This window comes from Pseudomonas sp. GW822-FHT06B12 (genome assembly GCF_058799675.1).
In genome coordinates this window covers 796,815-821,139 of sequence record NZ_JBXALR010000001.1, presented here as the reverse complement: position 1 = coordinate 821,139, position 24,325 = coordinate 796,815, and the positions used below count along the sequence as shown (strand labels likewise).

Sequence of the window (24,325 nt, the reverse complement as noted above, 5' to 3'; positions counted from 1 at the left end):
GCTATCGTGACAGGGGAAACGTCGCCGTAAACGTAGTGCCCTCTTCTATCGAGGAGCTCACCTTCACATCGCCGTGATGCGCTCTGACAATCTCTCTCACAATGAACAGGCCAAGCCCGACACTGCGCAGTCGCGCATTATCGTGACTGCCGCGAATCATCGGTTCGAACAGGTTGTCGAGCAGCTCTGAGGGGATCGGCGTGCCAAGGTTGTGCACGGCAATGATCACCTGGTCCTCAAACCGCGAAGACACCGTGACTCCACCCTCAGCCGTGCCATAGGCAATCGCGTTGGCAACCAGATTGCCAATAAGCTGGTAGAGCCGGTCACTGTCGGCGATGAAATTGCCTTGGCCGACACAGCGATGGGTCAACGTGTGCTCAGGGAACGCCAGACTCAGCTCGTCCAGGCATTCGCCCACCAGTGTGTGCAAATCAACCGGTTTGAGGGAAACCGCAATGCTTCGCCCGACTTGTCTCAGGGTGAAGTCCAACAGGTCCGCCACCAGACGCTGTGCGCGCTCGGCTGCGTGCGTGATATGGGCGAGTATTTGTGCTTGTTTAGGAGGCAAGTCACGGCATCCGAGCAATTGCGAAGCCATTTTTATCGCCGCCAGCGGATTGCGCAGATCGTGGCTGACAATCCCGATCAACTGTTCGGCGAACAGCGCCCGGTCTTCTGCCGCCGCATAGTTGCTACGTAACCCGTCCCGCGCAACGTCCAGTGCGTGTTGGACCTTGAGGTTCGTTGCCAGATGCCGTCCGGCAAGCATGCGTGCAGCGAGAGGCCGGTCGTCAGTCTTGAACAGCCTCATCTCATGCAACATGCCGTGATACGCAATGCCGGGTTGCACGCTATTCACTCCAATGCAAGTTCAGCGTTCCGACGGACTTTCCATCGAGTGCAATGGTGTGGCGCTCTTCATGGCCATTCAAACTGGCAATGACCAGGTATTTGTTTGCCGGTAATTGCGCGTACACGATGGGCCCCACCTGACTCAGCGACAACAGGGGGCTACCTTTTTCGCTCTGGATCACCACGTCGACATTGCTGACGTACTGATTGGCCGGTCCTGTTGAGAAGGTCATGTGAAGGTTGTAACCCTGAGTCTGGAGCAAGGCCTTTGACTCATCCAGGCCGATGCCACCTGTCAGATAGCGGATTCCGTTCTGCTCTTGCGGTTCCAACTGTACGGCCGACATATCGACCGGCTCTGCGGTGGCTGCATGCAGCACCACGGGAGACAAACCGAGCAATAGGGCCAGGGCGAGACTTGAAAGCGTCAGTGAATGACTGAACATCAGGCTGGTTTTCATGTGTTCTCCGGTAAATGACTGGCAGCAATAATCTGCCTGGCACTCAGAGTGCGCGTAGTGGCCGGATTGAGTCTGTGCGCTAGTGCACGGAGACCTGTGTGTATTATTGACAGGCTGATGACGGAAAGTAGCGGTAGGCGAAGGTGGTGGTGTTGCGCTCCCCCACGGCGAATATCTCCCCACTATTCACCGCAACCACTTGAGCGCAGGTTGTTTGTCGACAGACGTCATATTCTTCCTAGCAACAGCAACACAATCAGGACGATAACGACTACGCCCAATAAACCACTAGGCGCATAGCCCCAGCTTCGGCTGTGCGGCCATGTCGGAATGGCGCCAAATAGCAGCACAATCAGCAAGATCAACAGTATGGTTCCCAAGCTCATGGCTTTTCTCCTTGAGTCTGCAAGTGAGTGGATTATGTGCAGGCAGTGAGACCCTGATCTGCGCCCTGCATACCCCAAAGTGGCGCAAGTATCGGGGACGGTCTGTACGGCAACACACATATTGTCATTGTTTAATTGATCAGATGCACAGGTGTTGTTATTCCGTTTGTGCAATGTTTTTTTCGTTATTTAGAGCGCTCAGTGTGTGATGGCGTACAGAACGCTGCGACGATCAGGAACAGAATATAAATAACAACAGAGCAGCCTTCACTGCAGCAGGTAAAACCATGAACACAATGACCGAATCTGCCCTGGTACAGCGCATTAATGCACAGTGCCATCCATTGATGCGCTACCTCCACAAGTTAAGTGGCGTACGCTATTTGGCCGCCTATGACGAAGCCGGCAGTTATGAGCTGAGCCCCATAAACGGCCGCGCAAAACACGCCACCGACAGCGAGTTAGCCGATACGCAAGTCTGGGAGAGACTGCCTTAGGCAGCCTCTTTAACCCAGTTGTTCGTTGTCGGATTTATCGTTTGATCAGCGAAATCTTGGTGCCTTCGATACTGACGCCCGCCATCAGGCCTTGCTGGTCAAAGACAAACGCATAAGCATCGTCCTTCAATGTCGAGCTCGACAGATTTTTCGCCAGCCCTTGATCAACCAGGACCACAGTCGGACCTACGCCAACTTCCCAGCCCTTGGTCTCACGGACATACTTAACCGCCTTGTCAGTCATCAGGAACACGGCATAAGCATAGGACTGGGCACCCGCCTGCAAGCCCCATGAACCGGTCACTGTGTTGTAGTAATTGTCTACTTTCGAACCGCTGAACATGACCCCCTCACCATAGCTGCCACCAAACACCAGACCCGCCTTGACAACTTTAGGGAACACCAGCACTGCCTTGGCAGTGCGCGACATGGTCTCGGCCACCGGATTGGCTTTGTAGAGGATTTGCAAGGCATGCCGGGAATCCTGGTCCAGGTCCGCGGCCGTTGCAGCGCTTGCGGTATTGAGCAAACCTGTTGAAGCCAGCGACAGGGTTGCGAGCGCGATAAACAGAAGTGAACGTAGTGAGGTTGTCATGGTTGTACTCCGATACAAGCGATGCAAACGATGCGGTAAGCCGATAACCATCAGGATGGGCAGCCGCCGACTGTTCATTAGAGTGTAGTAGCGATCTCCCCGCGTCTGTTCGGTGGCGCACAATACCGGCGTCTGAAACGATTCAATCCTGGCGCAACCACTCGATAAACTGCGCGAACTCTGCTCTGGATGAGCGGACGAGCCTGCTAATGAGGGATTTTGCGGGCAGCACCATAAGCGGGTGTTGTCGGAATGATCAACACTCTCAAGACAGTGGAGATCCCTGTGGGAGCGAGCTTGCTCGCGATGGCGGCGTATCAGGCAGCTTCGATGTTGGATGTGCCGACGTCATCGCGAGCAAGCTCGCTCCCACAAGTTATGTGGGGTTGATCAGGCGTCGGCGGCCGCCGGTTTGCGTAGCGGATACAGCTGTTCGTCGAACTGCGACAGACGAGGAAACTCAAGGGGTTGCTCGTCGCCAAGATGCTCCAGGCGCAGGCGATAATCCTCAAGGAATGTCTGGCGCGCCTCATCGCTGATGTAAGGCACATGCCAGGCCACGAACGGCTCCAGCACCTCGAACCCGACGTAGGCCAGCGTGCCGCGCAGAATCGGCCGCAACATGTCCTGCAACGGGCCGTGAATCGCGTCCTCGCCGAACATGTGCTCACGTCCGCCAAGGGTCACGCTCACCAGCGCCTTCTTGCCGCTCAATCCGCCCTGGTCGTAAAAGCGCTTGCCGCCATAACAGACACCGGACACCAGCACCCGGTCGATCCAGCCCTTGAGCATCGCCGGGGCGGAGAACCAGAAGATCGGGAAGTTGAGGATAAGTAAATCCGCCCACAACAGCTTGTCGAGTTCTTGCTGGATATCCGCCGCCAGCGACTGGCTCTTCACGCCCAGACGTTGCTCCAGTGCGTAGACCAGATATTCCGGGTTTTCCCGCGAAGAAAAGTCATCGCTGCTTGCCACCGGGTTCCAGTTCATGGCGTACAGGTCGCTGACCTGGACCTGATGCCCTTGGGCTTCAAGGGTGGCGACAGCCTGGTCACGCAGTGCGGCGGTAAAGGATTTCGGCTCTGGATGGGCATGGACGATCAGTACTTTCATGGTAATTCCTTAGACGTTTGCAAGCTTTGTGTTTGAAGACAGTGACGCGCGCGTGGCCAGCAACCGGTCGAGCCAGTCGGGGTCCATTTGCGGTTCGGATGAAAACAGCAACCCGGTGTAATCCTGATGTGGCGGGGTGAAGATCGCATTGCGCGAGCCATGGTCGACCACCCTTCCCCGCTGCATCACCAGCACTTCATCGGCAATCGCCCGCACCGTGGCGACATCATGGGTAATAAACAGGTAAGCGACGCCCAGTTGCTGCTGAATCCGGTTAAGCAATTTCAGCACGCCTTCGGCGACCAATTGGTCGAGCGCCGAGGTCACTTCATCGCAAATAATCAGTTGCGGATCAGCCGCCAGCGCCCGGGCGATACAGATTCGTTGCTTCTGCCCACCGGACAGCTCACGGGGCTGACGCTCCATAAAGGTCGCCGGATCGAGCTCGATCATCTCCAGCAACTCGGCCACCCGCTCCCTCATCGCCTTGCCCTTGAGCCCCAGGTAAAAGGTCAGCGGTCGACCGATGATGTCGACGATACGCTGACGCGGGTTTAGCGCGGTATCGGGAATCTGGTAAATCATCTGGACGCGCCGCAGTTGTTCCTTGCTGCGCTGCCGGAAGTCCGCCGGCAGCGCCTCGCCGTCATACAGCACTTGACCGGAAGTCGGTGGCAGCAAGCCGGTGATCAAACGCGCAGTGGAGCTCTTGCCGCTGCCGGACTCACCGATCACCGCCAAAGTCTGGCCACGATACAGGCTCAACGAGACATCATGCAGCACCGGTTGATGGCCGTAACTGGCGCAGCTGTTGCGCAATTCCAGCAGCGGTTTTTCCTGTTGCGGGCACGGTTTGGGCTCGGTGCGAAAACTGCGAACCGCCCACAGTGACTTGGTGTAGTCCTCTTGCGGGTCTCCGAGCATCTTGCGGGTTTCGGCCTCCTCGACCAGTTTGCCGTGGCGCAGCACCATGATCCGGTCGGCCATCTGCGCTACCACCGCGAGGTCGTGGCTGATGTAAATCGCCGCGCTGCCGTAGGTCGCCACCGCATCACGAATCGCCGCCAGCACCTCAATCTGCGTCGTCACATCTAGAGCTGTGGTCGGTTCGTCGAAGATGATCAGGTCCGGATGACACGCCATGGCCATGGCGGTCATGACCCGTTGCAACTGCCCGCCGGAAACCTGATGCGGATAACGCTGGCCGATCTGTTCGGGATTCGGCAGCCGCAGCACCCGATACAACTCCACCGCGTCGCGCATCGCCTGAGCACGGCTCATCCCACCGTTCTTGACCGCAGTTTCCACATGCTGATCGATCAACCGATGGGCCGGATTGAACGAGGCCGCAGCGCTTTGTGCGACGTAGGCGATACGCAGGCCCCGCAATTTACGCAGCGCTTCGGGCTTGGCGTGCAGCAGGTTCATCCCGTCGAACTGCACCGAGCCGCCGGTGATCCGGCAACCGTCGCGGGTAAAGCCCATGGCGGCCAGCCCGAGGGTCGACTTGCCGGCACCGGATTCGCCAATCAAGCCCAGCACTTCACCGCGTTGCAGGGTCAGGTCGATGCCCTTGATCAGCGGATGCCAGGCGTCTTCGTAATGGCCTTCGATACGCAGATCACGGATTTCCAGCAGCGGCTTTTCAGGGTTCAGGGTGTTCATGCTCAGCACTCCTTGAGGCCGCTGGATTTATGCAGCATCCAGTCAACGACGAAGTTGACGCTGACCGTGATCAACGCCACGGCCAGCGCGGGCAGCAGCGGACTGATGTCACCGAAGGTAATCAGCACCGCGTTGTCGCGGACCATGCTGCCCCAGTCGGCGGTGGGCGGTTGAATGCCCAGGCCAAGAAACGACAGCGCGCTGATGAACAAAAACACGAAACAGAAACGCAGGCCGAACTCGGCAATCAGCGGCGCGGCGGCGTTGGGCAACACTTCGCGAGTTACCAGCCACCACAGGCCTTCACCGCGCAAACGTGCCGCTTCGACGAAGTCCTGAACCACCACATTCATTGCCACCGCCCGCGACAGGCGAAACACTCGGGTCGCATCCAGCAAGGCGATCACCAGCACCAGCGAGGTGGCCGTGGTGCCGACCACGCTGAGAATCAGCAAGGCGAAGATCAGTTGCGGGATCGCCATCAAAATATCCACCACCCGCGACATCCCCTGATCGATCCAGCCGCCCTTGATCGCCGCGATCAATCCACTCAAGCCACCGAGCAAAAACGCCAGCAGCGTGGTCAGAAAGGCAATCCCCAGAGTGTTGCGCGCGCCATAGACCAGTCGGCTGAACATGTCTCGACCGAGGTTGTCGGTGCCCAGCAGAAACTGGCCGCTCCAGGGCGCAAACCCGTCGCCCACCACTTGCGTCTCGCCATACGGCGCCAGCATCGGGGCGAACAGCGCGATCAGGATGTAAAGGATGATCACCAGCAAACCGAACTTCGCACTCAGCGGCGCCCGGACCAATTGTTTGAGCAGGCTCATGTTCTACCCCTTCGGATGCATCAGGCGTGGGTTGCTGGCGATGGACAGCACATCGGCTGTGGTATTGAGCAGGATGTAGGTCGCCGCGAAGATCAGGCTACAGGCCTGAACCACCGGGATATCGCGCTTGGCCACCGAGTCCACCAACAATTGGCCGAGGCCGGGATAGACAAACACCACCTCGACCACCACCACACCGACCACCAGGTAAGCGAGGTTCAGCGCCACCACGTTGACGATTGGCGCCAAGGCATTGGGCAAGGCGTGGCGGAAAATGATCCGCGACTGAGTGATGCCCTTGAGTCGGGCCATCTCGATGTAGGGGCTGGCCAGCAGGTTGATCAGCGATGCGCGGGTCATGCGCATCATCTGCGCGATGACCACCAGGCTCAGGGTGGCGACCGGCAATACCGAACGCTCCAGCACGGTACCGAAGGACGCGTCCGGCGCCAGGTTGGAAATGCTCGGGAACCAGTTGAGCTTCACCGCGAACAGCAGGATCAGGATGTAAGCGACGAAGAACTCCGGAAACGACACCGCGCTCAGGGCGGTGGTATTGAGCAAGCGGTCGAACCAGCTGTTGCGATACAGCGCCGCGAGCATCCCCAGCATGAGTGCGAGCGGCACTGAAACAAGCGCCGCCAGCAGCGCCAGACTGAAGGTGTTGCCCAAACGTGCAGCGACCAACTCGGCGATCGGTCGCTGGTTGGCCAACGAGACGCCCAGATCACCTTGCAGCAAATGCCAGATCCAGTGGCCGAAGCGAGTCAACGGCGGCATATCCAGGCCCAATTGAGCACGAAACGCCGCCACGGTTTCCGGGGTTGCGGATTGGCCGAGCATGGCCTGGGCGATGTCCCCCGGCAGCATGCCGACCGCCAGGAAAATAATGACTGATACCGCAAACAGCGATAACAGGCCCAGGGCCAGACGCTGGAGGAGCAGTTTGAAAAGGCTATTCATCGTGCGGTTCCTTGATATGGGGCACGGTTGTGAATACGGCGAATGTCTCCTGTGGGAGCGAGCTTGCTCGCGATGACGTCGGCACTCTCAACATTGATGTTGACTGACCCACCGCTATCGCGAGCAAGCTCGCTCCCACAGTTAATCTGCATTGCTACAACGATTACGCCTGCCACCACCGCTCAATCACCCGCAACCCATCCAGTTCGCCGTAAGGCGCGGTGAGTTCGCCATGCGCGACCCGGTTGGAACGCGCTGCCACCGAGCTTGCAAACAGCGGCACAATCGCCCCGCCATCATCCCGGCACAGCGCCTGCATTTCGTTGTACATCTCGCGGCGCAGCGGGTCGTTCATCTCGCCTCGGGCGGCGTTGAGCAATTGATTGAAACGCGGGTTGTCCCAGTGGGTTTCGTTCCACGCCGCGCCCTTGGCGTAGCCGATGCTGAACATCCGGTCGGCGGTCAGGCTGCTGTACCAGAAGGAGGTGGTGAAGGGTTGTTTCATCCAGACGTTGGAGAAGAAACCATCCGCCGGCTCGCGCACCACGTCGATATCGATCCCGGCCTGACGGGCCTGCTCCTTGAACAGTACCGAGGCGTCCACCGCGCCGGTGTAGGCTGCGTCGGAGGCTTGTAGACGAACCTTGAGCGAATCGACCCCGGCCTTGCGCAGGTAGAAACGCGACTTGTCCGGGTCATAAGTGCGTTGTTCCAGCGCAGTGTTGATGAAGCGGCTGCCGGGCTGGATTGGATGGTCGTTACCCACCAGACCATAGCCATGCAGCACCGAGGCCAGCAGGGTTTCGCGGTTGATCGCATGCTTCATCGCCATGCGGATATCGCTGTTCTGGAACTCATGGCTGTCGCACAACATCGGGAAGGTGTAGTGCTGGGCGCCTTTGGTTTCCTCGATGAACAGGTTCGGATTGCGCTTGAGCAGCGCCACGGTTTTCAGGTCGACCTTGTTGATTACATCGACCTGCCCGGTCACCAGCGCATTGACCCGCGCAGCGCCGTCGGCAATGGCGATCAGCTCGGCACTGGCGAAATGCGCCCGGCCCGCTTTCCAGTAATCGGGGCTACGTTCCAGCAGCATGCGCACACCCGGATCGAACGTCTTCAGGCGATAACCGCCAGTGCCGACACCCGACTGCCAATCCGCTACGCCGTCTTTGCTGGGCATGATTGCCAGATGGTAATCGGCGACCACATACGAGAAATCGGCGTTACCTGAATGCAGCTCGAACACCACACTGTCGGTGCCTTGAGCGCGGACCTGGGCGACATCGCCCAACACGGTCTTGGCCGCCGAGGTGGATTTTTCGCCCAAGTGATGCTGGATCGAGGCCACCACATCTTCGGCAGTCAGGGTTTTACCGTTGTGAAAGGTCACGCCCTGACGCAGCTTGAAGGTCCAGATGCGCGCATCCGGTGTTGATTCCCAGCTCTCGGCCAATTCAGGTATCGCGCCGCCGTCCACGGCAATTTCGGTCAGGGTGTTATAGACCGCGGAGAAACCGACGAAGGTGAAGGTGTCGCTCCAGGAACCGGGGTCCCGTGAATCGGTGGTGCTGCCACCGGCCAGGCCAAGGCGCAACACCCCGCCCGGTTTAGGCGTGGCGTCCTGGGCGAAGGCGCCAAACGGCAGTCCCATGGAAAACGCACCCGCCACGGCTGCGGCCGCCGTGCTGTATTTCAGAAAGTCCCTACGTGGGAAGCTGCAGTCATGGTTCGCTTGAGTAATTTTGTTGTTGTTATCGCTCATTGCATTGCCCCTGATCAAAAGCAGAGAAAGTAATGAATCACCGGAAAACCGCTGCCAAACCACGTAAAGCACCGGGCAGTAGCCCGGTGCGAAGGATCGTCAACCTATTCAACGATCACACCTGGATCGCCTTCACTTCAACGAACTCGGCAAGCCCTTCTTCTCCCCATTCGCGACCGTTGCCCGATTGTTTGTAGCCGCCGAACGGCGCCTGATAGTTGAACGCCGCACCATTAAGAAAACACTGGCCCGCCCGTAACTGACGACCCAGCTGCAAGGCGCGGTCAGCGCTGCCGGCCCAGACACCGCTGGAAAGACCGAACGGTGAATCGTTGGCGATCTGAATCGCTTGCGCCTCATCGGCATAGGGAATCAGGCACAGCACCGGGCCGAAGATTTCTTCCTGAGCGATGCGCATCCGGTTGTCGACATCAGCGAACAGCGTCGGGCTGACGTAGTAACCACGCTCGAACGCCTGCGCCGTGTCGCCGCCACACACCAGCCGTGCACCGTCTTGTTGGCCGACCTGAATGTAGTCAAGCACGGTGCGCCGTTGGGCTGCCGAACACATCGGCCCAAGGAAACTTTGCGGATCGAGCGGATCACCCATCCGCAAACTCAAGGTTTCTGCCCGCGCCAGTTCCACCGCCTCGGCGTAGCGACTGGCCGGCAGCAACATGCGGGTCAACGCGGTGCAGGTTTGCCCGGAGTTGATCATCACGTCCTGCACGCCGTAGCGCACCGCTGCGGCCAGATCCGCGTCCTCGGCAATCAGCAGCGGCGACTTGCCGCCCAGTTCCAGGCAGACACGCTTCACCGACGGTGCGGCCGCTTGCGCCACTCGCACGCCGGCGCCGGTGGAGCCGGTGAACGACACCATGTCCACGTCCAGATGCTTGGCCAGCGCTTCACCGACTTTCGAGCCCGGTCCGCTGACCAGGTTGAACACCCCGGCCGGCAAGCCGATGGCCTCGATCATCTGCGCCAGTAAAAAGGCGTGCAGCGGGGTTTCCTGACTCGGCTTGACCACCACCGTGCAACCGGCGGCCAGCGCCGGTGCGAGCTTGCCGATCAGTTGATGCAGCGGGTAATTCCACGGATTGATGAAGGCGCAAACCCCTACCGCCTCGCGAATGACCAGTGAATTACCGACCTCACGCACTTCATCCATCAAGCCTGCGAGTTCGACGTACTGCTCCAGCCCGATGATCGGCCCGTCCACCTGAACCGAACGGCACCACTGAACCGGCATTCCCAATTCAGTGGTGATGACCGCCGCCATTTCGTCGGCCCGTGCGCGCAACTGCTCGGCGAGGGCCCGAATGTATCCGGCGCGTACGCTGGATGGTGTCCGTGACCAGGGTCCGAAGGCTCGACGTGCGGCGGCCACCGCGTTCTCGACATCGCGTTCATCACCCAGTGGCACCACACCGGCCACTTCCTCCGTCGCCGGGTTGATCACCTCGGCAACGCCTTGCCCTGACGGCGTTTGCCAGCGTCCATCAATAAACAGCGCCATGTGCTTATGCATGGACCTGAGCCTCCATCAGTTCACGGGCACAACGGACGATCCGCTGGCAGGCATCGCGCAACGGTTGCGCTCCCACCACCAGCCCCAACCGAATATGCCCGGCGGCGCTTGGGCCAAACGCTTCACCGGCCAGCACTGACACGCCATGCCGATCCAACAGGCGATCGGCAAATGCCTGGGCGCTGAGCCCGGTTTCGCGGATATCGACCATCACGAACATCCCGCCATCGGGCTTCAACGGGCGCACGCCGGGGCAATCGGCGAGGCTTTCGCACACCAGATCGCGGCGCTGGTGGTAGGCGTCGCGCATGGCTGCGAGCTCCGGCAAGTTGCTTTCCAGCGCGACGACAGCGGCGTCCTGAACGAAATCCGGCGAGCCGTACAGCATGCACAGCGCAAGGTTTTCCAGATGCGCCGCCAGTGACTGTGGCGCCACCACCCAACCGACTCGCCAGCCGGTCATGGCGTGGGATTTCGACAGGCTGTTAAGCGTCGCGGTGCGCTCGGCCATGCCCGGCAAACTGGCCGGGCTGACGTGTTCACCCTCGAACAGCAACTCGCTGTAGACCTCATCGGAAATCAGCCACAGGTCGTGGGCGATGCACAGCTCTGCCAGCGCCTGCCAGGTGGTTCGCGGCAGACTGGCGCCCGACGGGTTGTGCGGGCTGTTCAGCGCCAGCGCCCGAGTGCGCGGAGTGATGCGTGCAGCGACGTCTTCGGGCAGTACCCGAAAACCGTTCTCCGAGCGCACCGGCACTGGAATCACCACCGCACCGCAAGCACCGAACACCGCTTCATAAGTGACGTACATCGGCTCGGCAACAATCACTTCATCGCCAGGGTTCAGCACACATTGGGCGACGCTGAACAGCGCACACTGCGCGCCGGCCAGCACGGTGACCTGATCGGCCGAAACCTGCTGGCCGCTGCGTAGCTGGTGACGCTTGGCGATGCTTTCGCGCAAGGCGCGTTTGCCACGCACTTCGGCGTAGTGAGTGTTGCCGGACAACAGGCTGTCGATAGCCGCCTGCACGATCGGCACCGGGGTGTCGAAATCCGGGTCGCCCACCGACAAAAGCAGAATGTCTTCGCCCTGTTCTTGCAGCGCCAGTGCACGGTAATGAATGTCCCAGGCGGCGGCGCCGTCACCGGCGATACGTTGAGTCAGATCGGAAAAGCGCATGGCTCCATCCCCTTAAAAAAAGCCCCGCAACAATGTTTGCAAGTCAGGCTGAAAGTCAGTGCGCGCACGCATGCTTGAGTTCGATCAGGGTCACGCCGTTGCGCTTGAAGCCGTGGCGCAAGTCGGTTTGCAGCTCCGCCAGACTCTGTGGCTGGCTCACGCTGCAACCGAAAGCCCGGCCAAGCGCGGCGAAATCCGGATTACGCGGCAGTACGCCAATCGGCTCGATATCCAGCCCGAGCATGTCGTCACGAATCTGCCCCAGCGCGTCGTTGTTCCACAGCAGCACCACCAGCGGGCTGTCCAGTTCTTCGACGGCGGTCGCCAGTTCCTGCGCGGTGTAGAGAAAACCACCGTCGCCAACCAACACCAGCCCCGGCCGTTGCGGCGCGCCGAACTTGGCGCCGATGCCCGCCGGCAAGCCATAACCCAAGGTGCCGTAGCCGGTCGGATGCAACCAACTGCGCGGTGCCAGGCTGTTGAAGGCGTAGTTGCCGGTGTAGGCCAGTTGGGTCATGTCGGTGCTGATGAACGCGTTGTCCGGCAGCTCGGCGGCGATACGCTCAAGAATCGCCTGATGGATCGCCTGCAACGGACCGTGGCCGGCCTTCACTGCTTCTCGCAATGCAGCGACGGCGGCAATCGGCGCACTGGCATCCCGCGTGGTGGGCGACAGACGCTCAAGCAATGCTGCGAGGGTTTGTTGCGCATCGCCGTGCAACGCCACCGCGCACGGATAGAAGTCGTTGAACTTGCGTGGGTCGATGTCCACGCGCAGCAGCTCGGCGTTCAGCGGCAGACGCTCGCGCCAGAAATCGGTGTCGGCCATTTCAGTGCCAACCGCCAGCACCACATCGGCCTCGGCGATCAGTTGCCAGCCCGGTTCAACACACAAGGTCGAGCCAGCATTGAGCGGTGCCTCCGGCGGCAACAAACCTTTGCCGGCGACGCTGGTGAAGAACGGCGCGGCCAGCCGAGTACTGAGGCTCTGGAGTTCCTGCGCCGCGTTCAGCGCTCCGCCACCGGCAATAATCATCGGACGCTTGGCCGCCTGCAGCTTGGCCACGGCTTGATCCAGCGCAGTAGCTGCCGGAACGCCGCGACCTGGGCGACGCACCACTTCATGGCTCCAGTCGCGGGTCACTTGCGCCGACAGCACATCCAAAGGCACGGAAATGTGCACTGGGCGTGGTCGCTCACTGTCGAATACCGCGTAGGCACGGGCGATCAACTCAGGCAGATCCTCAGCGCTCAGCGCGACTGCCGAGAACGCGGTGATCGGCGCGGTCATTGCGCGCTGGTCCTGAGTCTCGTGCAGGCAACCCCAGCCCTTGCCGAGGCTGGCGGTATGGTTGACGCTGGAAATCACCAGCATCGGAATCGAGTCGGCATAGGCCTGACCGATACCGGTCGCGGCGTTGGTCACGCCGGGGCCGGTAATGATGAAGCACACGCCGGGTTTGCCGCTGACCCGCGCATAGCCGTCGGCCATGAAACTGGCGCCTTGCTCGTGGCGGGTCAACACGTGGCGAATGCCGCTGCCGGGCAGGCCGCGATACAGCTCCAGGGTATGCACACCGGGAATACCGAACACGGTGTCGACGCCGTAGTTGGCCAGCAGGCGTACCAGGGCCTGGCCGCCGGTCAATGTTGTGGTTTGCATGTTCATATCCTCACTTGTGGCCGAGGCGAATCAACGCATCGACCGCAGTCGTGCCATAGGCACCGACCAACAATGGGTTCACATCGAGTTCCAGCAACTGTCCGGCGTTCTCGCAGGCGTAATCGGCCACGGCACGGATCGCCGCCACCAACGCATCCAGGTCCGCCGCTTCGCGTCCACGAAAACCTTGCAGCAAAGCGGCGCTGCGCAGGCTCAACAACGCCCCACGAATCGCGCCATCGGTGGTCGGCAGCAGCAGGCTGCGGCTGTCCTTGAGCAACTCCACCAGAATCCCGCCGGCACCGATGACCAAGGCCAGACCGAAGTCGTTTTCGCGTTTGATGCCGACGATCAGTTCGGCCAATGGCGGTGTGGCCATGGGTTCCAGCAGCACCTGATCGAACGGTACATCCGGCGCGTAATCGGCAATGCTGGCGCGCATCTTTTCCAGCGCTGCGCTCAAGGCCGCGCCATCCTTGAGGTTCAGCGCCACCGCGCCGGCTTCGGTTTTATGCGGCAACTGCGCGCTGAGCGCCTTCAACACCAAGGGATAACCCAGCGCATTGGCATCATTCAGCGCCTGCTCCGGGGTGCTCAACACGCCGTTGGGGGTTGGCAGACCAAACGCGCGCAATGCCTGTTTGGAGTCCCACTCATTGAGCAAGCGGCCTTCGCCATCCAGTGCCTGCGGACACAGCGGCACCAGCGCCGACTCACCAAGGGCCAGCAACGCCTGACGATTGCGCTGATAACCGGCAATGCGTCCCCACGCGGCCAAGCCGTCTTCCACGCCTTGCAACGCCGCCACGCCTTGAGCGTGCAAGCGCTCGCGAGCACTGGCCGGCAGCAGTTCGGGAAAGGCCGAAGTGACGAAACCGGTCTTGCCGTGTCGGACCAACGCCGCGCAGTACAACTCCAGCAGCAGGTCGCATTCCTTGCGTTCGCCGGTGAACTCCGACGGGTAATCCAGCACCAGCATCGCTGCATCGGCTTCGGTACGCAGGGCGCTGTCGAGCATGCGGTTCAAGGCGTCGCCATCACCCCAGATCGCCGTGGTGAAATCCAGCGGATTGACCAGATTGGCGTAGCTCGGCAGCACTTCGGCCAGCTCGCCGCGCTGACTCTCATCAAGCTTGGGCAGGCTCAGGTCGTTGCGTTCGGCGTAGTCGGCAATCAACCCGGCATCGCCGCCCGAACAGGCCAGCGCGATCAGGCTGTTGCCCGCCGGCAGCTTGCCGCACGCCGCAGCCTTGAGGGTTTCGACGAAACTCACCGGGCCACTGACGCGGATCACCCCAAGCCGTGCAAACAGACTGTCGTACAGCGCATCGGAACCCGACAGCGAGCTGGTGTGACTGAGGGCCAGTTCGGCACCGATCTGCGATACACCGGTTTTCAAAGCGATGATAGGAATGCCCTTCTCCAGCGCCTTGTGCGCCGCGCGGGCGAAACCGGGAACGTTTTTCAGGCCTTCCAGGTGCAAGCCAATGGCAGTGACCCGAGGTTCGTCGAGCAACACGTCCATCAATTCGGCAATACCGAGTTGCGCCTGATTGCCGACCGAGGCCATGTAGGCCACCGGCAGCGAACGGTCGCTCATCGACAGGTTGTAAGCGAAGTTGCCGCTCTGGGTCAGCACCGCGACGCCCTTCTCCACCGGTTTACCGCCATGCGCCACCGGCCACAGCGCCGAGCTATGCAGGTAGTCAAGCAAGCCGTAGCAGTTAGGCCCGAGCAACGCCATGTTGCCGGCAACCTTGAGCAATTGCGCTTGCAGAGCCTGCCCTTCGGCGCCGGTCTCGGCAAAACCGGAGGCATAGCAAATCACCCCGCCCGCGCCCTTGGCGGCCAACTCGGCCACGCAGGTCAGGGTCAATTCACGGTTGGTCGCAACAAAAACCGCGTCCGGGCCGCACGGCAGTTCGGCGATGTTGCGCACGCACGGCACGCCTTCAAGGCTTTCATGCTGCGGGTTGACCAGCCACATTTGTCCAAGGTAGCCACCTTCAGCGCAACGCTTGAGGGCCCGGGCCATGCTGCGACCACCGACAAACGCCAGATGGCGCGGCGCGAGCAGGCGTTTGAGGTTGTCACGAATCGTCTGGGACATGGGTATTCTCCAGCGCGATCAGCGCAACAGCGGCCGCAGCAGCTCGCGGGAAATGATGTGGCGCTGGATTTCCGAAGTGCCTTCCCAGATCCGCTCGATCCGCGCGTTACGCCAGATACGCTCCACCGGACCTTCATCCATCAGGCCCATGCCGCCGAAAATTTGCACCGCCTCATCGGCCGCCCGACCGAGCACTTCACTGGCGAACAACTTGGCCATGCCGGCCTCGCCGTCAGTCATCGTGCCCTGATCCATTTTCCACGCCGTGTGCAAGGTCAGCAGTTCAGCCGCGCGGATCTGCGTGGCCATGTCCGCCAACTTGAACGACACACCTTGGTAGGTGCCGATCGGCTGGCCGAACTGCTTGCGATCCGCCGCCCATTGCAGCGACACATCGAGTGCGCGTTGGGCCTGACCGACGCAGTTCGCCGCAACCATCACCCGCCCGGCAGTGAGCCAGGCGTTAGCCACTTCCCAACCCTTGCCGACTTCGCCCAGCACCTTTGACGCCGGTACGCGGCAGTCGTCGAAGAACATCTCGAAGGTGTGATAACCGCGGTTGCTTACGCACCTTGGCCCACGGCGAATGGTCATGCCTGGAGTGTTGCGATCCACCAGGAACGAGGTCACGGCGTTGCGCTGGCGGCCGTTGTGTTCGTAGGTATCGGTGACCGCGAAAACGATGGCGAAATCGGCGTGCCCGGCGTGGCTGATGAAGTGCTTGCTGCCGTTCAGGATAAAGTCGTCACCGTCGCGCACGGCGCGGGTCTTGATCGCGTTGGCATCGGAACCGGCACCTGGCTCGGTCAGCGCGAAGCAGTCAATCTTCTCGCCCTGGATGCACGGCAGCAGGTAGTCGTTGATCTGCTGACCGGTGCAGGCCATGAGGATTTTCGACGGCCGTGCGACAAACACATGCAGCGCCCAGGAAACCTTGGACAGCTCACGCTCGATCAGCGCCTGGGACAGGTAATCGAGGCCGCCACCGCCGACTTCTTCAGGCATGTTGAAGGCATAAAAACCCGCCGCAATCGCCTTGCCGCGAATCTGTGCCGCCAGCTCCGGGGAGACTTCGTCGGCGCGATCAACCGCTTCTTCATGGGGCAGCAGTTCCTTGGCGACAAAGCTGCGTACCGCGTCCACCAACATTTCTTGTTCTTGGGTCAGCTGGAAATTCATGGTGCTACCTGTTGTTCGTTTACTGAATAGATGAGCGACGCGGGCCTACTTGCCGACAAACTGTGCCGAACACTTTTCCATGGCCGCGCGCAAAGCTTCGGCGCCGTCTTCACTGCGACCGCAGAGCAAACCCGCCGCCAACTCGGCTTGCAGCTGTTCTGGCAGGCTGCGCCGGGCGCCTTCGCGCATGAGTTTCTTGGTCTGGGCAAACGCGAAGGTCGGACCAACGGCCAGGCGTGCGGCCAATTCGCCGGCGGCGCCGAGCAGCTGTTCATCGGCGCAGACTTCGCTGACCAGACCCGCTGCCAAGGCGCGATCGGCGCCCCACAACTCGTCGAGAAACAGCAGGCGTTTGGCTTGTTCGGTGCCGATCAGGCGTGGCAGATGCCAGCTGGCACCGGCGTCCGGCGAGTAAGCCATGCTGGTGTAACCGGCCTTGAAGCGCGCCGATTGCCCGGCGATGCGCAGGTCGCAGCACAGCGTCAGGTCCATCCCGGCGCCAACGGCGGTGCCGTTGATGGCGGCGATGGTCGGTTTTTCCAGGCTGTACAGCCGGCTCATCAGCGCGTGGGCGGTTTCGGTCCAGCCATAGCTTTCCAGTGCGCCACGGGCTTCGGCTTCGGCCCACTCCGCGAGGTCGGCACCGGCGCAGAAACTGCGGCCGCTGCCGGTCAGCACGACGACCCGAACCGCAGGGTCGGCATTGAAGCCATCCAGCAAGGCGTGAAGATTTTTCAGGGTTGGAATGTCCAGCGCATTGCGCTGAGCGGTGCGATTGAGGGTGATCCAGGCAACGCCTGCTTCGACCTGACTGAGCAGAGAAGATTGAGTAGTCATGCGAGTCCTCGAATTATTGTGTTTGGCATGAGGTGATGCGACTTGAGGCCATACTAAACGAGTGTTCAGCAAGACGGCAATCTGCGAAGAAATGGGCTGTAACAGCCTTTTTAACTCTATAAATAATTGATTTTATTGAATTATTTTCTTTTTTCTGGCTCTGCAACAGCTGAACTGTTACAACTTTGAACAACTGGCGACAGGGCACCGCAAACAACTGTGGGAGCGAGCTTGCTCGCGATGGCGGCACCCCATTCAACATCTCTGTTGACTGATCGACCGCTATCGCGAGCAAGCTCGCTCCCACAGGGAATGCGCTAAATCAAGGAATCAAACGGTCGGTAAGCTCGGCGCTAGCACGGTCTGGCGTTTGCGATGATGAATCAGGAAATACGCGCCGTAGCACAGCGCCATGAACCCAAAACCCCAATACAGCGAAGGACGCTGGGTTTCATCCATCGCCAGGAACACGAACAGCGAGCAGCACAAGGCGATGCACAGGATTGGCAACAGCGGGAACCACGGTGCACGGTATTTCAGGTCGCTGAGTTTTCCACCATCGCGCAGATAGGCTTTGCGGAACTTGTACTGCGCCAGTGCAATGACGATCCAGGTCACGGTGCCGGACATGCCACTCACCGCCATCAACACCATGAACAGCGTGTCGGCAGCGATGAAACTGGTCATCAGCGACACCAGCGCGAAGCACAAGGTGATGCTCAGCGCCCGCAATGGCACGCCGCGCTTGCTCAATGGAGACAGGCATTTCGGCGCCATGCCGGTTTTCGACATGGCCCACAAAATGCGGGTCGAGGCGTACAGACCGGAGTTACCGACCGACAGAATCGCCGTAAGGATCACGAAGTTCATCAGGTCGGCGGCGTAAGGAATGCCGACCATGTCGAACACCTGCACGAACGGGCTTTCCATCAACCCGGCCTGCTGCCACGGCACAATGGCCGACAGCACCACGATCGCCAGTACGTAGAAGATCAACACGCGGAACACCACGTTGCGCACGGCACGCGGGATGCTTTTTTCCGGTTGATCGGTTTCGCCGGCGGCCACGCCCATGATCTCGCAACCCTGGAAGGCGTAGACCACGGTCATCATCACCGCGAACACTGCCGACAGGCCGTTGGGAAACAACGAGTCGCCAATCAGGTTGGTCATCATTGGCGCTGGTGCGCCACTGGTCAGCGGGATGGCGCCGAAGATCACCAGTACGCCGACCACGATGAAACCGAGAATCGCTGCGACCTTGATCCCGGAGAACCAGTATTCCGCTTCACCAAAAGCACGGGTCGCCAGGGCATTCAGGCCGAACAGGACAACCACGAACAGCGCCGACCAGTACCAGATCGGCACGGTGGGGAACCAGCGCACCATCAACATCCCTGCCGCGGTGAATTCCAGGCCCACGGTGCTTGCCCAACTCATCCAGTACACCCAACCGATCATGAAACCGGTGGCCGGCCCGATGAACTTGGTCGCGTGGGTCTGGAACGACCCGGATACCGGCATTTGTACCGACAGTTCGCCGAGGCAAACCATCACCAGGTACATCAGGAAACCGGCAACCAGATAGGCCAGAATCGCCCCCACCGGACCACCCTGATTGATGGTCACGCCGGAGCCCATGAACAGCCCGGTGCCGATCACGCCGCCCAACGAGAGCATGAAAATGTGCCGGCTTTTCAGGGCGCGGGTCAGTTGTATGCCTTTGCGTTCGATAGTTTCGCTCATGTCGGCACCTCAGTAGTCGGCGAGGTGCGCGGCGGATGACAGGACGTCATGGCGCTGGGAAGGATCAGCTTTACGGCAGTTCATTATTATTATCTCCAATAAGCTTCGAAGACCGCACTGAGGCGGTTGTGTCGATTATTGGAAACCCATGTAAGTTCGCGTTGAACGCAAAGATCAAAGATGTAAAAAGTCGTAACGTTTTTGTACGTCAGGCTTGTACATCAAGCGTGCAACAGCTCTGCCAGCGTCTGTTGCGAACGCTGCAATTGCTCATGCACCCGTGGTGCCAGCACTCGCAGCGCGGACGCATCGTTGACCAGCGCCGCCTCTTCCAGCGTGCGCAGCACGTTGGCCAATGCGCGAAAGCCCAGTGAATCGCTGCTGCCGGCCAGACGATGGGCCAGATGGGCGACTTCGGTACAGTCGTCGGCCTCGATGGCCTCGGTCAGTGCGTCCCGGTGCTGGGTGATCGAGTTGCGCAATACCGCCAGCAAGCCCTGAACCTTCTGTTCGCCGAGCAAGGTCCGGTGAGTGTCTAACAACGGCCAATCCATCGCCTCGTCATCGTGCTGCGGCTCAGGAGTTGGCGACTGCCCGGCCAGCGCCTGCCGCAGGTTTTCCAGCTTCAAGGGTTTGGCAAGAATGCCGTCCATCCCGGCATCCAGATAACCGCGCACCAGGGCGGGTTGCACACTGGCGGTCAGGGCGAAAATCCGGCTGTGGCGGTTCGGGCCGGCGTTGCTGCGGATCAGTTTGCACAACTCGACACCGCTGATACCCGGCAGGTGCACATCGAGCAGGATCAAATCGAAGGTCTGGCTCGCGCAGTGTGTCAGCGCCTGCCCGGCCTCTTCGGCGAGCCAGACTTGATGCCCATCGCGTTGCAGCAAACCGCTGACCACTTCACGGTTCAGCGCCACATCCTCGACCACTAGAACATTAAGCGCCCGGCCCGGTGCACTGCTCGACACCACTTCAGTCACGCCGGTGGCCGGTTGCAACGTCAGCTCAAACCAGAAACAACTGCCGCGCCACACTTCACTGTCAACGCCGATCCGCCCGCCCAACTGCTCCACCAAGTGTTTGCAAATGGCCAGGCCGAGGCCGGTGCCGCCAAACCGTTGCGCAACATCTTCGCTGGCCTGGGTGAAACGCTCGAAGATTTTCTCCTGCATCGCCGGGGCAATGCCGATGCCGTTGTCCGTCACACTTAAGCGCAGCCGTTGACCGCTCTGGCCCGCGGCTTGCGCCAGTAGCGTCACCTTGACGCTGACCCGCCCGCCTTCGGTGAACTTGATCGCGTTGGCCAGCAGGTTGCTCAACACCTGACGCAAAAACTGCTCGGCGCCGTGGTGCCTGTCGGCGACCTGCGGATCGATGCGGCAGTGCAGTGTCGTGTCGTTGCTCAGCGCCCGCGGCTCCAGCAGCGTCAGCACCTCGTCGAGTAATTGCCGGACCGAGAAATCGACCGGTTCCGGGTGGCTTTCGCCCTCTTCCAGCCGGGCGAAATACAGCACTTCGTTGAGAATCGTCAGCAACCCTTCGCCAGCCTTGTACAGCGCATCCAGACGTTTACCGTCGCGCTCATCAAGGCTGGCGCCGCGCAGCAACTCGGCCATGCCAAGGATGCCGTTCAGCGGCGTGCGCAGTTCATGGCTCATGGTCGCCAGAAACCGCGACTTGGCGAGGTTGGCCGCTTCGGCTTCATCCTTGGCACGCATCAGGCTGGCGGTACGGCGCTCGACCATCCTCAGCAGTTCATCACGGTTATCTTGCAACGCCAGACGATCAGTTTCGCGCCGGGCAATGTCGCTGAGGATCGCCCGACGCATATCGTCCAGGGCGTGAGCCACCGTATCGATTTCGTCTTCGTGGGCGCCGCGGCTCTTGTCCAGGTGCAAGGGCTCATGCCAGTCGCCGGCAGCGATGCGCCGGGCAAACCCGGCCATGACTTGCAGATGGCGCGTGACCAGACGGTAAAACAGTCCCGACAGGGCCACCGCCAACCCGCAGAGAAATACGCTCATCCACAACAGACTGGTCAAACCGGTGGCGAACAGCCGCTGATGCACCGCCCCCAAATCAGTGCTGACTTCCAATTGCCCAAGATGCCGCACGGGACCTGCCGGCGGTTGATAGTCCAGTTCAAATCGCTCGATGCGCAACGGCCCGATCGGGTCCGGGCTGCCTTGCAGCAGATCGAAGTCCGGACTGGTCAGATGAACCCGGGCCACGTCGGAGAAATCCACCAGACCACGCAGTTGCACATTCAACTGTTCCTGGTTCAGGTCCCAAAGGCTGCGTTCCAGACTGGCCAGGTATCCGGCGCGAATCAGCTCCATGCGTGAGTCGATGTCGCGCATCTCGCGGCGGTACTCGAAATACAGTTGCACGGTACTCGCCAGCACCGTGAAGCACAGGCTGAACAACAGAATGAACAGCAACAGACGCCGCAACAGTCCGCCGGGCCGTGCGCGGATCATTGTGCATCCGCCGGCAGGTTGATCATGTCGCGATAGGTGACTTCGCTTTCGTTCAATAAACGATCGACTTCCCCGGCATCGACCATGCGCTTCAACTGCGCGTCGATTTCCGGCATGCGACTGGCCAGCGGTGAACGGCGCGATACCGCGATCCTCAGGTAATCCACACTCAAGGCATTGGGCAAGGCAACGATGTCTTGCGCCCCCGGCAGGTTTTCGACGTAAAGCTGCCCGGTGCGCCGCTCCGAGGTGATGAAATCAATGCGCCCGCGAATCAGTTTGCCGAAGTTCTGGCTACTGTCGGAAACCCATTCGATGTTCTGGTGTTGCGCGACAAAGCGGTCGAAATCCACGCCGTAACTTTCACCGAACAACAGCCCGCCCCGGTAATTGGCCAGGTCCTCCAGACGTTCGAACTTCACCGGATGCTGACGGTTGATGAACAGCGCGACTTCTTCGCGCAACACCGGCACCGTCGAGAACCGCATGCTTTGTTCGCGTTGCGCAGTGCTGTAGGCCAGTACCACGTCGACCCGGCCTTCGGCGGCGTCCAGCAGGCAGCGTTTCCAGTTGCCGAGCACGACCATCTCGACCTCGTAGCCGAGTTGCCCGAACAGGTTTTTCACCACGCTGGGGGCCAGGCCGCGCACCTGTTTGCCGTCGCTCCAGGAAATCGGCGGGTACACCGGATAGTCGCAATAGCGAATTTTCTCTGCCGCCATCGCGCTGTTGGCGGTCAGTGCCAACACCAGCGCCATCATCAGACAAAATAGCCGCAGCATGCGCCTCAGGCCGCCACGCTGGCGGTGAACAGATAACCGGCGCCGTGGATGGTGATGATCAATTGCGGCTCGGCCGGATCGTCGTGCAACTTGCGCCGCAAGCGTCCGACCAGCACGTCGATGGAGCGATCGTTCGGCACCCACTCGCGGTTACGGATCTGATCCATCAACTGATCACGACTCAAGGTGTGGCCACTGTTGCGCAGAAACACACTGAGCAACTGGTACTCGCCGTGGGTCAGCAGGGTTTCGCTGCCGGCGTGGTCGATCAGCCGACGACGGTCGGTATCCAGCGCCCACGCGGCGAACTGTTTGACCGGCCGGGAGATAGCCGCCACCGGTTGCGGCGTCTGCGCATGACGAACCCGGCGCACCAGGTTTTTTGCCCGGGACACCAGTTCTCGCGGATTCAGGGGTTTGATCACATAGTCATCGGCGCCGCACTCAAGCCCGACGATGCGGTCGATTTCATCATTGCGGCCGGTGATCAGAATGATCCCGACCTCCGAACGGACCCGCAGCTCCCGGGTCAGGGTCAGGCCGTCCTTGCCCGGCAGACGAATATCGAGCATCACCAGATCGACCGTCTGGCTCGCCAGAAAGGTTTCGGCCAGCTCCGCCGTGGCGGCGCAATGTACGTCGTAGCCTTCCTGGGACAGGTAGGCGTGCAGCAGTTCGCGAATCAGCGGATCGTCATCGACGATCAGTACCCGAGGAGTCATCGCTTGGTGTCCTGCGTATGCCCGAAGGCGTGTTTCTTATTAGAGTTTTTTCCCGCACCGGCGCCAGAGAGTATCCATTGCTGAACGGGTGATCAACAGCCCGTCGTCTGCAAGCAAAAACGCTGGCGTCCACCGGCCTGCAAACCGTCGACCCAGGCTTCGCAAATCTGTATGCCCTGCTCCGGGGTAAACGTGCCGGGGTTGAGTCCCGACTCCAGCCACAAGCCGTCGAGCAAGGCGCTAAGGCTGATGGCCGCCAGATCGGCGTCGAACCGTTCCCAGCCCTCCTCCTGCGCCAACTCGGTCAGGACCTTGCGCAATATGTCGCGGTACTCGCCATAGGAATGTTCGTGCGCCAGATTGATCGCTTCCGCGGTTTTGACCGCGCCCCAGAACGCCAGCCAGGCATCCAGCAGTTGTGGGTCCAATAGCTCAGCGGAAAACGAACCCCGGAAGAACGCCGACAAGCGCTCACGCGCAGTGGGTGCGGCCTGTTCCATGGCTTCGCGCAACAGGCTCATGACCCGCCCGGTGACTGCCATGTAGGCCTCGGCCACCAGTTCATCCTTGCCGGAGTAGTGATGACTGATCAACCCGACCGAGACCCCGGCCTCGGCGGAAATCTTGCGGATCGACGCGCCCTGAAAGCCGTGGCGCTTGAGGCACACCAACGTCGCCTCGATCAGGTTGGCCTTGCGCAGCTCCGGCTCCATGCGGGAAAAACGGGCTTCCTGACTCATGCGCGACACTCTCCTGGATCAATCGTTAGGGGTCGCGGCCGGGAAGACCGCGAGCTAAACGACTGTACAGCAAGAGCATGGCAAGTCTCCAGTCAGTCGCACGCCTGAGTGACCGTGTTGCCCCCATCGCGAGCAAGCTCGCTCCCACAGGGTTATGTGTCGAGCACAAGTGATTGTGGCCACCCGGATCAAGTGTGGGAGCGAGCCTGCTCGCGATGA

At 60.6% G+C, this 24,325-nt stretch carries 21 protein-coding genes; 1 reads left to right on the top strand and 20 read right to left on the bottom strand.

The window, feature by feature from the left end; all coding sequences use genetic code 11:
• Window position 1: 1 nt before the first annotated feature.
• From AC1RKH_RS03785 to AC1RKH_RS03775, 3 genes are all read right to left on the bottom strand, one after another.
• A complete protein-coding gene (locus tag AC1RKH_RS03785) occupies window positions 2-853 on the bottom strand; it encodes a sensor histidine kinase (RefSeq protein ID WP_493061169.1) in 852 nt (283 codons plus the stop codon).
• 1 nt (window position 854) lies between these two features.
• A complete protein-coding gene (locus AC1RKH_RS03780; protein WP_493061168.1) occupies window positions 855-1,316 on the bottom strand; it encodes a carboxypeptidase regulatory-like domain-containing protein in 462 nt (153 codons plus the stop codon).
• A 227-nt stretch (window positions 1,317-1,543) separates the two neighbouring features.
• Window positions 1,544-1,702, bottom strand: coding sequence for a DUF3309 family protein (locus AC1RKH_RS03775; RefSeq protein ID WP_071555606.1), 159 nt, complete (start codon window positions 1,700-1,702; stop codon window positions 1,544-1,546).
• A 287-nt stretch (window positions 1,703-1,989) separates the two neighbouring features.
• Here AC1RKH_RS03775 and AC1RKH_RS03770 point away from each other — a divergent pair, with 287 nt between their 5' ends.
• The gene (locus AC1RKH_RS03770; RefSeq protein WP_493061167.1) at window positions 1,990-2,199 is read left to right on the top strand and encodes a hypothetical protein; all 210 of its coding nucleotides are present in this window, start codon (window positions 1,990-1,992) and stop codon (window positions 2,197-2,199) included.
• Between the two features lie 34 nt (window positions 2,200-2,233).
• Here AC1RKH_RS03770 and AC1RKH_RS03765 read toward each other — a convergent pair whose 3' ends face one another.
• From AC1RKH_RS03765 to AC1RKH_RS03685, 17 genes are all read right to left on the bottom strand, one after another.
• Complete coding sequence (locus AC1RKH_RS03765; protein ID WP_493061166.1) at window positions 2,234-2,794, bottom strand: lipid-binding SYLF domain-containing protein; 561 nt, start codon at window positions 2,792-2,794, stop codon at window positions 2,234-2,236.
• Between the two features lie 390 nt (window positions 2,795-3,184).
• Window positions 3,185-3,907 carry an NAD(P)H-dependent oxidoreductase gene (locus AC1RKH_RS03760; protein WP_493061165.1) on the bottom strand — a complete coding sequence of 241 codons (723 nt, stop codon included), beginning with the start codon at window positions 3,905-3,907 and terminating at the stop codon, window positions 3,185-3,187.
• 9 nt (window positions 3,908-3,916) lie between these two features.
• A complete protein-coding gene (locus tag AC1RKH_RS03755; protein ID WP_493061164.1) occupies window positions 3,917-5,572 on the bottom strand; it encodes an ABC transporter ATP-binding protein in 1,656 nt (551 codons plus the stop codon).
• A 2-nt stretch (window positions 5,573-5,574) separates the two neighbouring features.
• A complete protein-coding gene (locus AC1RKH_RS03750) occupies window positions 5,575-6,402 on the bottom strand; it encodes an ABC transporter permease (protein ID WP_493061163.1) in 828 nt (275 codons plus the stop codon).
• 3 nt (window positions 6,403-6,405) lie between these two features.
• Complete coding sequence (locus AC1RKH_RS03745; RefSeq protein ID WP_493061162.1) at window positions 6,406-7,365, bottom strand: ABC transporter permease; 960 nt, start codon at window positions 7,363-7,365, stop codon at window positions 6,406-6,408.
• Window positions 7,366-7,528: 163 nt separating this feature from the next.
• The gene (locus AC1RKH_RS03740; protein WP_493061161.1) at window positions 7,529-9,130 is read right to left on the bottom strand and encodes an ABC transporter substrate-binding protein; all 1,602 of its coding nucleotides are present in this window, start codon (window positions 9,128-9,130) and stop codon (window positions 7,529-7,531) included.
• A gap of 115 nt (window positions 9,131-9,245) precedes the next feature.
• Window positions 9,246-10,661 (bottom strand): aldehyde dehydrogenase family protein, encoded by a 1,416-nt coding sequence (locus AC1RKH_RS03735; RefSeq protein ID WP_493061160.1) that lies wholly within the window; start codon window positions 10,659-10,661, stop codon window positions 9,246-9,248.
• Complete coding sequence (locus AC1RKH_RS03730) at window positions 10,654-11,844, bottom strand: pyridoxal phosphate-dependent aminotransferase (RefSeq protein ID WP_493061159.1); 1,191 nt, start codon at window positions 11,842-11,844, stop codon at window positions 10,654-10,656. Before AC1RKH_RS03730 ends, AC1RKH_RS03735 begins: the two co-directional genes overlap by 8 nt.
• 55 nt (window positions 11,845-11,899) lie before the next feature.
• Window positions 11,900-13,507, bottom strand: coding sequence for a 5-guanidino-2-oxopentanoate decarboxylase (locus tag AC1RKH_RS03725; RefSeq protein WP_493061158.1), 1,608 nt, complete (start codon window positions 13,505-13,507; stop codon window positions 11,900-11,902).
• Window positions 13,508-13,517: 10 nt separating this feature from the next.
• A complete protein-coding gene (locus AC1RKH_RS03720; RefSeq protein ID WP_493061157.1) occupies window positions 13,518-15,617 on the bottom strand; it encodes an acetate--CoA ligase family protein in 2,100 nt (699 codons plus the stop codon).
• A gap of 18 nt (window positions 15,618-15,635) precedes the next feature.
• Window positions 15,636-16,796 (bottom strand): acyl-CoA dehydrogenase family protein, encoded by a 1,161-nt coding sequence (locus AC1RKH_RS03715; RefSeq protein ID WP_493061156.1) that lies wholly within the window; start codon window positions 16,794-16,796, stop codon window positions 15,636-15,638.
• 45 nt (window positions 16,797-16,841) lie between these two features.
• Complete coding sequence (locus AC1RKH_RS03710) at window positions 16,842-17,633, bottom strand: enoyl-CoA hydratase/isomerase family protein (RefSeq protein ID WP_493061155.1); 792 nt, start codon at window positions 17,631-17,633, stop codon at window positions 16,842-16,844.
• Between the two features lie 330 nt (window positions 17,634-17,963).
• Complete coding sequence (locus tag AC1RKH_RS03705; RefSeq protein WP_493061154.1) at window positions 17,964-19,379, bottom strand: amino acid permease; 1,416 nt, start codon at window positions 19,377-19,379, stop codon at window positions 17,964-17,966.
• Between the two features lie 221 nt (window positions 19,380-19,600).
• Complete coding sequence (locus AC1RKH_RS03700) at window positions 19,601-21,862, bottom strand: ATP-binding protein (RefSeq protein WP_493061153.1); 2,262 nt, start codon at window positions 21,860-21,862, stop codon at window positions 19,601-19,603.
• Window positions 21,859-22,644 (bottom strand): substrate-binding periplasmic protein, encoded by a 786-nt coding sequence (locus AC1RKH_RS03695; protein ID WP_493061152.1) that lies wholly within the window; start codon window positions 22,642-22,644, stop codon window positions 21,859-21,861. The genes AC1RKH_RS03700 and AC1RKH_RS03695 overlap by 4 nt, the downstream gene beginning before the upstream one ends.
• Window positions 22,645-22,649: 5 nt before the next feature.
• Window positions 22,650-23,366, bottom strand: a complete 717-nt coding sequence (locus AC1RKH_RS03690; protein ID WP_123424594.1) for a response regulator — start codon at window positions 23,364-23,366, stop codon at window positions 22,650-22,652.
• Between the two features lie 92 nt (window positions 23,367-23,458).
• Window positions 23,459-24,106 carry a TetR family transcriptional regulator C-terminal domain-containing protein gene (locus AC1RKH_RS03685; protein ID WP_493061151.1) on the bottom strand — a complete coding sequence of 216 codons (648 nt, stop codon included), beginning with the start codon at window positions 24,104-24,106 and terminating at the stop codon, window positions 23,459-23,461.
• Between the last annotated feature and the right edge of the window lie 219 nt (window positions 24,107-24,325).